Genomic DNA, 14,642 nt, shown 5'->3' with positions numbered 1-14,642 from the left:
AAACGGTTTTAGTGACAAATTATACTTTAACAGGGTATTTACAAATTGATACAAAATTAATTCCTGTAAACGAGAATTATCGCTATAATATTGTGGGTTTAAATTTAGGTTACGAACCCGGAATGAAAGCTAAAAATGCTACAGAAAACTTATTAAAGGCTTTGTCTAATCCAGTAGATTTAGTGTATTCACTGTTTAATACAAAAGAAAAAGATTTTAAGAAATTAATCGATTTAAAAAACGATACGCATTTTTCTGCCATTTTAAGTAATAATACAAATCGTGAAGTTTTAGCGATGTTGTTACAATTGGATAGAAATGAAATTGATAAAATTTTAGAAAAATGCAATTATTCTAAAAACTTTATAAATACAGCAAGCGATTTACAAGTTTTAGATGCCTTAGCAACTTCCTATAATGATTACAAAGTTTTGAGAAGAAAGTAGTTTAAGTGAAAAGTTGCAAAGTTGCAAAGTTTCAAAGTTTCAAAGTTTCAAAGTTTCAAAGCTGCAAAGTTTCAAAGCGTCAAGTAGCTATTTACAACTGCCAACTCATATCTGATTACTGAAAACTATCCCACAAACTGTTTTTCAATATAGGCAACATCTTTAATCGTTTTTCTCGTCCAATCCAAACGTTTTTCTAACACTTCTTCATCTGTAAGTTGCCAGTTAATATCTGATTGTCGCATTCTGTTTGTAATGTCCTGAATTACCAATGCTGCTGAAACAGAAATATTTAAACTTTCTGTAAATCCAACCATTGGAATTTTTATAAACCCATCCGCTTCTTTCATTACTTCTTCTGAAAGCCCGTCAATCTCCGTTCCAAAAAAGATTGCCGATTTTTTCGAAACATCAAATTCGTCTAACATACAGGAATCATTATGTGGTGTGGTCGCAATAATTTGATACCCTTTTGCCCGTAAACTTGCGATACAACTTTTCATATCTTGATGTTGGTTAATGTCTACCCATTTTTCGGCACCCATCGCAATTTGTTTGTCAATCGCTTTTCCGTATCGTTGTTCAACAATATGTAAATTTTGAATGCCAAAAACCTCACAACTTCTCATCACAGCACTTGTATTATGTAGCTGATACACATCTTCCATAGCAATAGTAAAATGATTGGTTCTGTTTTTTAGTACTTCAATAAATCTGTTTTTTCTGTTTTCAGACATAAAGTTTTCTAAATATTCTAATAAAGCGAGTTTGTTTTTTTGCATTTCGGTTTAATTTGTCGCAAAGTAACAAAATTTCTATAAAAGAAAATGGTTGAATTAATAGCTCTAATTTTTTAATGTATATTATTTTAAAATTAATTTTTCAAAAAACAGCTAACTAATTTCGGAATACTACGCACGAATTACTAAATTTGCATCTTTAAAAAACAACACAACATTATGCAATTAACGGAATTAAATGCCGTATCGCCAATTGACGGACGCTACAGAAGTAAAACCAAATCGTTATCCGCTTATTTTTCGGAAGAAGCGTTAATAAAATATAGAGTTTTAGTTGAGGTAGAATATTTTATTTCAATGTGTGAATATGGCGTGCCTCAATTACAAGGAGTAGATAAAAACAGCTTTGGAAAATTGAGAAGCATTTATGAAAATTTTTCAACGGAAGATGCACTTTGGATTAAAGAAACTGAAAAAACGACTAACCACGATGTAAAAGCGGTTGAATATTTCATAAAAAAGAAGTTTGACGAATTTGGTTTAGAAGCGTTTAAAGAATTTATACACTTCGGACTAACGTCTCAAGATATTAATAATACTGCGATTCCACTTTCTGCGAAAGAAGCTTTTGAAAATGTATATTTACCAAGTTTAATTGCGATTGTTCAAAAATTAAAAGAACTTTCGGTAGAATGGGCGAATATTCCTTTATTAGCTCGTACACACGGACAACCGGCTTCACCAACCCGTTTAGGAAAAGAAATTTTAGTTTTTGTAGAACGTATTGAAGAACAAATGCGTTTGTTGTTTAATGTGCCTTTTGCCGCTAAATTTGGTGGTGCAACAGGAAATTATAACGCGCATAAAGTAGCCTATCCAAACCACGATTGGAAAGCATTCGGATCGCAATTCGTTGAAGAAACGTTAGGACTGCGTCATTCTTTTCCAACTACACAAATTGAACATTACGATCATTTTGCAGCTTTTTTTGATGCATTAAAAAGAATAAATACCATCATTATTGACTTAGATAGAGACATTTGGACGTATGTGTCTATGGATTATTTCAAGCAAAAAATTAAAGCGGGAGAAATCGGTTCTTCAGCTATGCCACATAAAGTGAATCCAATTGATTTTGAAAATTCAGAAGGAAATTTAGGAATTGCGAATGCTATTTTCGAACATTTATCTGCAAAATTACCACTTTCAAGATTACAACGTGATTTAACAGATAGTACTGTTTTACGAAATATTGGTGTGCCAATTGGACATACACTTATCGCATTTGAATCGACATTAAAAGGTTTGAATAAACTGTTATTAAATGAGCCTAAATTTGAAGAAGATTTAGAAAAAAATTGGGCAGTTGTAGCAGAAGCGATTCAAACAATTTTAAGAAGAGAAGGCTATCCAAATCCTTACGAAGCGTTAAAAGATTTAACAAGAACGAACACAGTTATCAATAAAGATTCCATTCACGCATTTATTGAAACCTTAAATGTTTCTAACGATGTTAAAACAGAATTAAAAGCGATAACGCCAAGTAATTATTTAGGGATATAATTTTATTTCAATAACTGGTTATAAAAAAATCCATTCCAATAAATCGGAATGGATTTTTATTTTTAAAACCTGTCAGGTCCAATATTATACTATCTCGAATAATTCGGTGCTTCTTTAGTTATCGTAACATTATGTGGGTGACTTTCGCTAATTCCACTTGATGTTAATCGTACAAATCGGCTTGTGGCTTGTAAGGTTTCTATGTTTTTGGCACCACAATAACCCATTCCAGCACGAAGTCCGCCAATAAATTGTTGCATACTTTCGTTTAATTCGCCTTTATAAGGTACACGACCTACAATTCCTTCTGGAACTAATTTTTTTACATCATCTTCCACATCTTGGAAATATCTGTCTTTCGAACCTTCTTTCATAGCTTCAACAGAACCCATTCCTCGGTACGATTTAAATTTTCTTCCTTCAAAAATAATAGTTTCTCCTGGAGATTCTTTCGTACCTGCTAACATCGAACCTAACATTACACAAGAAGCTCCTGCAGCCAACGCTTTCGGAATATCTCCAGTATATCGAACGCCACCATCAGCAATTACTGGAATGCCAGTTCCTTCTAAAGCGGCAGCCACTTCCAAAACGGCAGAAAATTGAGGAAAACCAACACCAGCTACTATACGAGTCGTACAAATGGAACCAGGTCCGATTCCAACTTTTACTGCATCAGCGCCATTTTCAGCTAAATATAAAGCAGCTTCTGGCGTAGCAATGTTTCCAACCACTACATCTATTTCTGGAAATTTATTTTTTACTTGTTTCAACACATCTACCACACCTTTTGTATGTCCGTGTGCGGTATCAATAATTACAGCATCAACTCCGGCTTTTACTAAAGCTTCTGCTCGGTCAAGTACATCTGATGTAACACCCAAAGCGGCAGCTACTCGTAAACGACCAAATTTATCTTTGTTAGCGTTTGGTTTTTGTGTAAGTTTAGTAATATCTCTAAATGTAATTAATCCAATCAATTTAAAATCAGCATCAACTACAGGTAATTTTTCAATTTTACTTTCTTGAAGAATTTCTTCTGCAGCGGCTAAAGTAGTACCTTTTCCTGCAGTAACTAAATTTTCAGAGGTCATTACTTCAGTAATCGCTCTTGAGTTTTCTTTTTCAAAACGCAAATCTCTATTGGTAACAATTCCCTTTAAAATTCCATTTTCATCTACAACTGGAATTCCGCCAATACCAAATTCTCTCATCGCATTTTTGGCATCACCTACATTTGCAGTTAAGGGTAATGTTACAGGGTCTATAATCATTCCGCTTTCTGCACGTTTTACTTTTCTCACTTCTGCAGCTTGTTGTGCAATAGTCATATTTTTATGTAGCACACCAATACCACCTTCTTGCGCCATAGCAATTGCCATCGCACTTTCTGTAACTGTATCCATTGCAGCGGAAACAATTGGTGTATTTAAGGTAATGTTTTTACTAAATTTCGATTGAATAGAAACTTCTCTTGGAAGAATTTCTGAATAATTTGGGATTAAAAGAACATCGTCATACGTTAGTCCTTCTCCAATAATTTTTGTAGTGTGTGCTTTCATCCTGCAATTGTAGTTAAATTGCGTGCAAATATAAGAAAAAGTTAGTAGTAAATCATAATTTAATTCAAAACAATTAAATTTATCACTAAATCAATCCTTTAAGTTCATCCATTAATGAAACGCACCAAACAATTTAGTCGCTTCGTTATAGGCGCTTTCAAAGCTCATTGGGCTGGTGTTGGTGTTTTCTTTTTTGGTAGTAAAATAAGATAATAACTTTTCGGTTGGCATATTTCCGGTTAAGTCGTCTTTAGCCATAGGGCAGCCTCCGAAACCTTGAATGGCGCCATCGTATCTTCTGCAGCCAGCTTGATATGCGGCGTCAATTTTTTCAAACCATTTGTCTGGCGTAGTATGTAAATGCGCTCCAAATTCAATATTTGGATATTTTGGTATTAAATTACGGAATAAATAATCTATGACTTCGGGGGTAGAAGAGCCAATCGTATCGGAAAGTGATAAAATTTTTACGCCCATTTTAGCTAATTTTTCTGTCCAGTCGCCAACAACATCTACATTATAAGGATCGCCATACGGATTTCCAAATCCCATTGAAATATACGTTACAACTTCTTTATTCGATTTGTCTGCTATTTCTAAAATTTCTTGTAATGTTATTAAGCTTTCTGCAATGGTTTTGTGTGTGTTTCGCATTTGAAAATTTTCAGAAATAGAAAACGGAAAACCAAGATATTGTATTGCTTTATGTTTTGATGCGGCTTCTGCTCCTTGCGTATTGGCAATAATAGCTAATAGTTTGCTTTTTGTTTGCGAAAGATCTATCTGAGCTAAAACATCAGCAGTATCTTGCATTTGTGGAATCGCTTTTGGCGAAACAAAACTTCCAAAATCCAGCGTGTCAAATCCAACTCGTAATAAAGATTGAATGTATTGAACCTTTTTTTCGGTGGGAATAAACGTTTTAATGCCTTGCATAGCATCGCGCGGACATTCGATAATTTTTATTGCTTTCATAAGAATGTCAAAGATAAGTAAAACTTTATTCTCTACAAATATGTTTTTATTGCAATCAAGTTAAACGTTAGAAGTGTAAAAAAAATTATTAAAAACGTTTTTTTATTTATACTTTTGCACCACAAATTAAGTAAGAAATTATGGTTAAAGATTTATTTGAAAGAATACAACAAAATAAAGGACCGTTAGGAAAATGGGCTTCACAAGCAGAAGGTTATTTCGTGTTTCCAAAGTTGGAAGGTGAATTGGGTCCAAGAATGCAATTTCAAGGTAAAAATATATTAAACTGGAGTTTGAATGACTATTTAGGGTTAGCCAATCATCCAGAAGTTCGTAAAGCAGATACTGAAGCAGCAGCACAATATGGTGCGGCTTACCCAATGGGAGCTCGTATGATGAGTGGACACACTAAGTATCACGAACAATTAGAACAAGAATTAGCGGCTTTCGTAATGAAAGAATCGGCTTATTTATTGAATTTTGGTTACCAAGGAATTTTATCTACAATTGATGCTTTGGTTACCAGAAATGATGTTATAGTTTATGATGTAGATGCACACGCGTGTATTATTGACGGCGTTCGTTTGCATAGTGGAAAACGCTTTACATATAAGCACAATGACATCGAAAGTATGGAAAAAAACTTACAACGTGCTACAAAATTAGCTACCGAAACGGGTGGTGGTATTTTGTTTATTACGGAAGGTGTTTTTGGAATGCGAGGACAACAAGGTAAGTTAAAAGAAATTGTAGAAATGAAGAAAAAATACAATTTCCGCTTGTTGGTTGATGATGCGCACGGTTTTGGTACACTTGGTAAAACAGGTGCTGGAGCAGGTGAGGAGCAAGGATGTCAAGACGGAATTGATGTGTATTTTTCAACTTTTGCAAAATCAATGGCTAATATTGGTGCTTTCGTAGCAGCTGATAAAGATGTAATTGATTATTTAAAGTATAATTTACGTTCTCAAATGTTTGCTAAAGCATTGCCTATGATTCAAACGATTGGTTCGTTGAAACGTTTAGAATTATTGCGTAATTCATCTGAGATTAAAGATAAATTATGGGTGAATGTTAATGCGTTACAAAACGGATTAAAGGAAAAAGGATTCAATATTGGCGATACTAACACTTGTATTACCCCAGTTTACTTGGAAGGTTCTATTCCGGAAGCTATGATTATGGTTAATGATTTAAGAGAAAACTACGGAATTTTCTTGTCAATAGTAGTGTATCCAGTAATTCCAAAAGGAATGATTTTATTACGAATGATTCCAACCACAACGCATACATTAGAAGATATTGATGAAACGTTAACTGCTTTTGAAGCCATACGTGAGAAATTAGAAAATGGAACGTACAAAAAAATTGCAGAATCAACAATTACAGATAAATAATTTGAACAAATTATAAAAATTAAAAAGCGTTGATTGTTTCAACGCTTTTTTTTATTCATCTTGTTTTTAGTTACTTAAAAGTGTAAAAAAGATGAATTTTTCGTAATGTTGAATAAATATTAATAAAAAATGAATTTTAGGCTCAAATAAAATTGTTTTATCCTTTATGAAATGATATATTTGTCCGTTTTTAAAGAAAATAACTTAAATTAACTATAATGCAGAACAAAGGACTAATTAAATTCTTCGCAATCATATTTACGATTGCTTGTATCTATCAACTTTCTTTTACGTTTGTTGCTAACGGAATTGTAAAAGATGCGAAAGAATTTGCAAAAGGAGATTCTCAAAAAGAATTAAACTACTTAAAAGATCTAAAGAAAAAAGACGTTTTTTTAGGCTTTACTTATGAAGATGTTGAGAAACAACAAATCAACAAAGGATTAGATTTAGAAGGTGGAATTAACGTAACGTTAGAAGTTTCTGTTAAAGACATTTTAAAAACATTATCTAACAATTCTAAAAACCCAACTTTCAACAGAGCTTTAGAAAGAGCTACAAAAGATAGAAAAGGAAATCAAGATTATTTAGATGCCTTTTTTGATGCTTTTGCTGCAGAATCTAACGGAACTATAAAAATGGCTTCAGCTGAAGCATTCTACAATAGAACATTTGAAGAAATTCAGTTAAGTATGACTGATGATCAAGTGAAAGTTATTTTGAAAAAGAAAGTAGCTGAATCTATTGAAAGTGCTTATAAAGTATTAACAAAACGTATCGATAAATTCGGAGTAGCACAACCAAACATTCAAAAAATTGGTGAAACAGGAAGAATTTTAGTAGAATTACCAGGTGCTAAAGATTTAGATAGAGTTGAAAAATTATTATCTCAAACGGCACAATTGGAATTTTGGGAAACCTTAAAACCAGAAGAATTAGGTAATTTCTTTACTGCTGCTAACGATGCTTTAAAAGCAACTGAGAAAAAACCAGCTGCAAAAGTTGCAGTTGTTGATACAACGAAAGCGGTAGATGCAAAATCTAAAGTAAATGAATTATTAGGCGATAAAAAAGATGCCGCTAAAAAAGCAGCTAAAGATTTAGGACCTTTATTTGAAAATGCAATTCCAAGTCCGTCTGGATTAATTGGATATAATGTTAAGGATACAGCTAAAATTAACTCGTATTTAAAAAGAGCAGAAATTAGAGCTTTACTTCCTGCAACGGCTTCAAACGCAAAATTTGCTTGGGGAAAAACAACTTCTAAAGCTGAAGATGTTACAGAATTATACATACTAAAAGGAACTGCAGATGGAGTTGCGCCATTATTAGGTGGTGCCATTACAGATGCAAGTGCTGATTTTGACCAGTTTGGTAAACCAGCAGTAAGTATGCAAATGAATCCAGTTGGATCTAGAAAATGGGAACAATTAACGGGTGACATTGCTAAAAACGGAAATCAAGTTTGTATTGTATTAGATAATGTTGTGTATTCTGCAGCTACTGCGAAAGCAGCAATTTCTGGCGGACAAACACAAATTTCAGGTTCTTTCACATTAGAAGAAACTGCCGATTTAGAAAACGTATTACGTGCAGGTAAATTACCAGCTAAAGCAGATATTGTTCAAAAAGCAGTAGTTGGACCTTCTTTAGGTCAAGAAGCTATTGACAATGGAATTTTATCCTCTATCATTGGTTTATTATTAGTTTCTTTTTGGATGGTTTTCTATTACGGAAGAGCAGGTTGGTATGCTAACGCAGCTTTATTATTAAACTTAGTTTTGTTATTTGGTGCTATGGCTAACTTTGGTTTTGTTTTAACATTACCAGGTATTGCAGGTATCGTTTTAACAATGGGTACTGCGGTAGATGCGAATATTATTATCTACGAGAGAGCAAAAGAAGAATTAAGAGCTGGTTTATCATTAGAAAATGCAGTTACTACTGCTTTCGGATGGAAAGGTGCTATGCGTTCTATAATTGATGCCAACGTGACACATATATTAACAGGTACAATTTTATATATTTTTGGAGAAGGAATGATTAGAGGTTTTGCGATTACTTTATTAATTGGTATTTTAACTTCATTATTTACTTCAATCTTTATTGCACGTTTCTTCATTGATGCGGATATTGCTAAAGGAAGAAGTTTACAATTCTCTACAAACATTACTAAAAATTGGTTTACAGGTTTCAACTTCGATTTCTTAAAAATCAAGAAATTTACATATGCATTCTCGTTAGTGGTTTGTATTGTTAGTTTTGTTTCGTTCTTTACGAATGGTTTTGATCAAGGTATTGACTTTGTAGGAGGAAGAACCTTCCAAGTGCAATTTGACCAAAAAGTGTCTCCAGAAGAAGTTTCAAATGCGCTTTCTACAGCTGCGTTTTTTGACAAAGCGGAAGCGAAAACATTTGGTAACGACAATCAATTGAAAATAACGACAAAATACAAAATCGACAAGCAAGGTGTTGAGGTTGATAAAGAAGTAAATGAGAAATTATATGCAGGATTGAAAAAATTCTATGCTAAAGAGATTTCTTACGATGAGTTTACAAATACACAAGAAGGAAAACAATTTGGTGTATTACAAGCTATGAAAGTTGGACCTTCTATTGCTGACGATATTAAAACAAACGCCTATTGGGCAGTATTAGGAGCGATGTTATTAGTGTGTTTATACTTAGTTATTTCGTTCAGAAAATATCAATATTCATTAGGAGCAATTGCTGCGGTGGCGCATGACGTTATTTTTGTGTTAGGAATTTATTCTTTATTATACAAATACATGCCTTTCCATATGGAAATTGACCAACATTTTATTGCGGCTATTCTAACAGTAATTGGATATTCAATGAATGATACCGTAATTGTATTTGATAGAGTTCGTGAATTCTTAGGTGGAAAATCGCACCATGGTAATTTTAACAAAATTGTAAACGATTCTGTAAACACTACATTATCTCGTACATTAAACACATCTTTAACGATGATTATGGTATTAGCAATTATGTTTGTATTTGGTGGTGATTCAATCCGTGGATTTATCTTTGCGATGTTAATCGGAATTATTGTAGGAACATATTCTTCGTTATTTATTGCGACACCAGTATTAGTGGATACGATGTCAGCATCAGATAAAAAACAAATTGAAGCAGAGCATAACGTATAACGTTGTGTTATAATATAAGTAAAACGTCCCGATGAAAATCGGGACGTTTTTTTTATAAGTTATATGAGGAAATTTAAACGTTGCTGCTTTAAATAATCCACTGCATATCTACCTTCATTAAAAAGTAAATCTAAAATGGATAAATTATTTATGAATCCGTGCTTATTTTCAAAAACTTGAGTATATGGTTCTATTTGAGTGTTGTCCTTTTTTCCATTAACTAAATAACGAAAATCAGTTTTATCTGAAACTTTATGAAAATATTCCGTTGTTTTGTCAAATGGAATGAAAATTCCCAAAGCATCATTTATTCTTTCAAATATTTCAAAGTTTAGATCTAACATAAACTCGTGTTTCTTTTCGAATATGGGTTGTAAATCATCTATGAAATATTCGTAAAAAGGCGAATTCTTATAAGCAGCTTCTAAAGATTTAAAATGGTTTTTTTGCCAATTGTATTGGTTGTCTATTTTGATGTCTTTAAAGTTGTTATTTGCATCGTTATGCTTTACTGATATGTTTAACATTTGAATTCCATTTGGACTATAAATGTACATTCGGTTTCGGTTGGTTTGCTTTTGAAACGTATCTTCTACTTCAAACGTAACCGATTCAGCAGCAATCATAGCAATATAATGACTGATAGATGGGAAGTAAGTAGGGTAAATTAAAATTTCATTGTTCATAATTCTATTTTAATGAAAAAAGAGTTGCAAACTAAATTACAACTCTTAAATTATTTAAAGTAAATCTGTTTCTTTTTTCTTTTTCTTATTTCTATACCAATCCCAAGCAAAATAACCTGCTAAAAGGAATAAGAAGTATTTAAAATACGATTCAGGTTGTCCTTCTCCGCTAACAGTTGTGAAGAAACGCTCGGTTCTAAATTTATTTAGTAAACCTTTTGCATTCCAATCTAAACTCATCCATATAAAAATAGGTTTACCAACAATATGATCTGCAGGCGTGTAGCCGAAATAACGCGCATCTAACGAATTATGTCTGTTGTCTCCCATCATCCAATAATAATCTTGTTTAAAGGTATAGGAAGTAGCTATTTTTCCGTTTATTTTAATTTCATTACCTTTTACTTCTAACGTATTTCCTTCATACTCTGTGATGATTAATTTATACAAGGGTAACGTTTCTTTGTTTAAAGCAACTGTTTTTCCAGCTTGCGGAATATAAATTGGTCCAAAATTATCGCCATTCCAGTTGTTAGTTACTGAAGGATTTCTGTCTTTAAAATCAGGAAATACACCGTCTTCTGCTTCTCTATTAATTCTTCTTTCAATAATTTTAACCCTTGAATCCCTTTTTAATTTTTCATATTTTTCAAAAGTAAGATTTCCATATAAAGAAGAATCTGAAATTTTTAATTCTAATTTTTGAAATAATTCTTGATCAATTTGCTCAGAAATTAAAATGAAAGTTGATTTTGTTCCTTTCTCAATTTCTTTAAAACCAAATCTTTCAATTAACTCCAATCTAAATGCTTCATCATTCCAGATTTCATTTTTTATTTCAAAAATAGGAGAATATTCTGTAATGTCATAAGTACTTTTAATTTCATTTGCAAAATCACCGTTCAATATAATTTTGTAGAAATACTGAGGTTTCGCTCTTTCAGGTAATATTAATTCTTTACCATTTACAAAAACAATTCCGTCTTTTATTTGCAAACTATCGCCGGCAATACCCACACAACGTTTTACATAATTTGTTTTCTTATCGCGAGGTTTGTCAATTCTTTCAGTAGCTGGCAAATACATATTCGATAGTGTATCTCTTGGCCAATTGAAAACAACAATGTCGTTATTTTTAATTTTTTCTAAAGCAGGAAATCTAAAATAAGGTAATTGTGGTTTGCTTAAATACGAAAGTTTTTTTACCATTGGAATAGAGTCGTGTACCATTGGTGCTGCAACTGGAGTCATTGGTGTTCTTGCGCCATAATGAAATTTACTTACGAATAAGAAATCGCCGATTAATAATGATTTTTCTAATGATGAAGAAGGAATTACAAAGGGTTGAATAAAATACGTATGTACGAAAGTCGCTACTATTAATGCAAAAGTAATTGAACCTAAAGTATCTAAAGCTTTTGTTGCGGGTTTGATATTGCGTTCAGCTTCGTATGAAACGTCTTGTGTATAATTTACATAACCAACATACAATCCGAATGTAAGAACACCCAACCACATATCTGCAGTGGATTTTTTACCGAAAGTACGTAAGGTTTCAATCCAAATTACAGGTAAAATTAACAAGTTAATTACAGGTAAAAATAATAAAAGTACCCACCATTTTGGTCGATTTATCATTTGCATTAATACAATTCCGTTATAAACAGGAATGAAGGCTTCCCAAGATTTTCTACCTGCTTTTAGATATAATTTCCAAGTACAAATTGCGTGTATTGTACTAATTATTAATATTGTAATAATCCAAGTTGATATGTCCATAATTTTGTTTTTTTGTAAATCGTAAATCGTAAATCGTAAATTATACTTATATTCCTAAAACGTCTTTCATTGTGAAAACGCCTTTTTTACCTATTAACCATTCTGCAGCTATGACCGAACCTAAAGCAAAGCCTTCTCTACTATGTGCGGTATGCTTTATTTCTATTTGATCCACTTTGCTATCGTAAAAAACAGAATGCGTTCCAGGAATGTTTTCTATTCTTTTTGCGTCAATATAAATTTGATTATACGTTGGGTTTTTTAATGTCCAATTAACATAATCTGTGTTTTCTATAATTCCATTTGCCAAACTTATTGCTGTTCCGCTTGGGGCATCTAATTTTTGTGTGTGATGAATTTCTTCCATTGAGACATTGTAGTCTTTAAGGTTTTTCATCATTTTCGCTAAATAATTATTTAGTTCGAAAAATATATTTACGCCTAAACTAAAGTTCGAAGCATAAATAAAACTTCCGTTTTTTGCTTGACACAATTGCACCATTTCATCATAATTTTCTAACCAACCTGTTGTTCCAGAGATTACAGGAATATTTTGGTTTAAACATTCTGAAATATGGCTAACAGCTGAGGTTGGAACACTAAAATCTATGGCGATATCTGCATTTGTAATACCATCAAAATTATCTGAACTACTTTTTCTTAAAACAATTTTATGACCACGTTCTAAAGCAATTTTTTCAATTACTTTTCCCATTTTACCATAACCTAATAATGCTATTTTCATTTTGATTAGTTGTTGTTTTAAATAAAATGTTACGAAATAAAATGTTAAAATTGATAGGTTAATGTAAAACCTACATTTTGGTTAAATGTATACGGATTGGTGTGTAAATCTGGTTTTAATGATAAATCGTCATTTACGTTAAATTGCAATAAATGAGCGTCTACATTTGCTTCTACAATATTTAGAATGTACAAACCCGCAGTAATAAGTACGGATAAGTCTCTGTTTTTTTGATAGAATTTTTGTCCTCTAATGACGCTTTCAGTACTTAACTTTCCATAAGTAGGATCTGATGTGTCTATTGCGCCGCCATTGGCTAATCGTTTTTTGTATTCGTCACGGTATTGATTGTGTTTTTTATTATTGTCCATAATAAAATACACCCCAGCACCAATAGCACCGTAAACTATAGGAATTTTCCAATATTTTTTATTGTATGCCTGACCTAATCCTGGCAAAATTGCAGAATAAAAAGCTGCTTTTGCTGGCGATAATGGATTGATGTCGGATTTTACGATGTCTTTAGTTTCAATTTTTAATTCTCTCTTTTGAGCCACAGAAAATGTTGTGCCCAAAAACAGTAAAATAAATATGTAAAGAACCCGCTTCACTAATCGTTGATTAATTTCATAATTCGATTAAAATCTTCTTCAGAATGAAAAGGAATAGCTATTTTTCCTTTGCCATTTGCGGCAACACTTATATCTACTTTTGCACCAAAGAAGTTAGCAAAAGTTTTCTTTTGTTCGGTAGCAATTTCAAATGATTTTGTAGTAGCCGTTTTGCTTGATTTAGGTTTTAAACCTTCTTGATATTTTTTTACTAACGCTTCAGTATCTCTAACAGATAAGTTTTGAGTAACAACGGTGTGATAAATATCGCTTTGCGCTTCTTGGTTTTCAATGTTAATTAATGCTCTACCATGTCCCATCGAAATAAATCCGTCTCTCATTCCTGTTTGAATAATCGGATCTAATTTTAGCAAACGTAAATAGTTAGTAATGGTTGAACGTTTTTTTCCTACACGCTCACTCATTTCTTCCTGAGTTAAATTTACTTCTTCAATTAATCTTTGGTACGAAATGGCCACTTCAATTGGGTCCAAATCATGACGTTGAATGTTCTCAACTAAAGCCATAACAAGTGATTCGTTATCATTTGCTAATCTAATGTAAGCAGGAATAGTAGAAAGTCCTAATAATTTTGAAGCACGTAATCTTCGTTCTCCAGAAATTAGTTGGTATTTATTAAATTCTAATTTTCTAACAGTAATAGGTTGAATAACGCCAACTTCTTTAATAGATTTAGCTAATTCTTGAAGTGTGTCTTCATTGAAATTAGTTCTTGGTTGAAACGGATTTATTTCAATAAAATTAATATCAAGTTCGATGATACTTCCTACAACTTTATCTGCATTTTTATCTTCTACAGACTTAATGTCGTTTGAAGGATCGCTTAAAAGTGCTGAAAGTCCTCTTCCTAACACAGGTTTTTTTATTGCTTTTGTCATTAGTTACTACTGTTTTTCTTGATAATTTCTTCTGCTAAATTTAAGTAATTTGCAGCTCCTTTGCTT

The 14,642-nt window shown here is 32.3% G+C and carries 11 protein-coding genes and 1 pseudogene; 4 read left to right on the top strand and 8 right to left on the bottom strand.

The features are described 5' to 3' along the window. Positions 1-446, top strand: a pseudogene (locus ACIQ11_RS04065) (carboxypeptidase-like regulatory domain-containing protein); the annotation flags it as partial. Positions 447-571: 125 nt separating this feature from the next. Here ACIQ11_RS04065 and ACIQ11_RS04060 read toward each other — a convergent pair. Further along, positions 572-1,228: a TrmH family RNA methyltransferase gene (locus tag ACIQ11_RS04060; protein ID WP_396153044.1), complete on the bottom strand. Its 657-nt coding sequence runs from the start codon at positions 1,226-1,228 to the stop codon at positions 572-574. 177 nt (positions 1,229-1,405) lie between these two features. On the opposite strand from ACIQ11_RS04060, the gene purB reads away from it, so the two are divergent. After that, positions 1,406-2,749, top strand: a complete 1,344-nt coding sequence (gene purB / locus ACIQ11_RS04055) for an adenylosuccinate lyase (protein WP_396153042.1) — start codon at positions 1,406-1,408, stop codon at positions 2,747-2,749. A gap of 89 nt (positions 2,750-2,838) precedes the next feature. On the opposite strand, the gene guaB is transcribed toward purB, so the two are convergent. Further along, positions 2,839-4,311 (bottom strand): IMP dehydrogenase, encoded by a 1,473-nt coding sequence (guaB, locus tag ACIQ11_RS04050; RefSeq protein WP_396153040.1) that lies wholly within the window; start codon positions 4,309-4,311, stop codon positions 2,839-2,841. A 111-nt stretch (positions 4,312-4,422) separates the two neighbouring features. Further along, the gene (locus tag ACIQ11_RS04045; protein WP_396153038.1) at positions 4,423-5,286 is read right to left on the bottom strand and encodes a hydroxymethylglutaryl-CoA lyase; all 864 of its coding nucleotides are present in this window, start codon (positions 5,284-5,286) and stop codon (positions 4,423-4,425) included. A 140-nt stretch (positions 5,287-5,426) separates the two neighbouring features. Between ACIQ11_RS04045 and ACIQ11_RS04040 the strand changes: the two genes are divergently transcribed. Then, positions 5,427-6,683 carry an aminotransferase class I/II-fold pyridoxal phosphate-dependent enzyme gene (locus ACIQ11_RS04040; RefSeq protein ID WP_396153036.1) on the top strand — a complete coding sequence of 419 codons (1,257 nt, stop codon included), beginning with the start codon at positions 5,427-5,429 and terminating at the stop codon, positions 6,681-6,683. Positions 6,684-6,901: 218 nt separating this feature from the next. Further along, positions 6,902-9,856, top strand: coding sequence for a protein translocase subunit SecDF (gene secDF / locus ACIQ11_RS04035; RefSeq protein WP_396153034.1), 2,955 nt, complete (start codon positions 6,902-6,904; stop codon positions 9,854-9,856). Positions 9,857-9,915: 59 nt separating this feature from the next. On the opposite strand, the gene ACIQ11_RS04030 is transcribed toward secDF, so the two are convergent. Genes ACIQ11_RS04030 through ACIQ11_RS04010 form a run of 5 tightly spaced genes read right to left on the bottom strand, consistent with a single transcriptional unit; the run spans position 9,916 to position 14,576 of the window. Then, positions 9,916-10,542 (bottom strand): WbqC family protein, encoded by a 627-nt coding sequence (locus ACIQ11_RS04030; RefSeq protein WP_396153032.1) that lies wholly within the window; start codon positions 10,540-10,542, stop codon positions 9,916-9,918. 54 nt (positions 10,543-10,596) lie between these two features. Next, a complete protein-coding gene (lepB, locus tag ACIQ11_RS04025; RefSeq protein ID WP_396153030.1) occupies positions 10,597-12,321 on the bottom strand; it encodes a signal peptidase I in 1,725 nt (574 codons plus the stop codon). Positions 12,322-12,367: 46 nt separating this feature from the next. Further along, positions 12,368-13,066 (bottom strand): 4-hydroxy-tetrahydrodipicolinate reductase, encoded by a 699-nt coding sequence (dapB, locus tag ACIQ11_RS04020; RefSeq protein ID WP_396153028.1) that lies wholly within the window; start codon positions 13,064-13,066, stop codon positions 12,368-12,370. Between the two features lie 44 nt (positions 13,067-13,110). Then, positions 13,111-13,623: a DUF5683 domain-containing protein gene (locus tag ACIQ11_RS04015; protein ID WP_396149370.1), complete on the bottom strand. Its 513-nt coding sequence runs from the start codon at positions 13,621-13,623 to the stop codon at positions 13,111-13,113. 53 nt (positions 13,624-13,676) lie between these two features. Beyond that, complete coding sequence (locus ACIQ11_RS04010; RefSeq protein WP_396153026.1) at positions 13,677-14,576, bottom strand: ParB/RepB/Spo0J family partition protein; 900 nt, start codon at positions 14,574-14,576, stop codon at positions 13,677-13,679. Positions 14,577-14,642 lie beyond the last annotated feature (66 nt).

Origin of the sequence: Flavobacterium sp., from assembly GCF_044361065.1 — a bacterium.
Taxonomy (GTDB): Bacteria; Bacteroidota; Bacteroidia; order Flavobacteriales; family Flavobacteriaceae; genus Flavobacterium.
The sequence above is the reverse complement of the archived record's forward strand: the minus strand, read 5'-3'. Positions and strand labels throughout refer to the sequence as shown.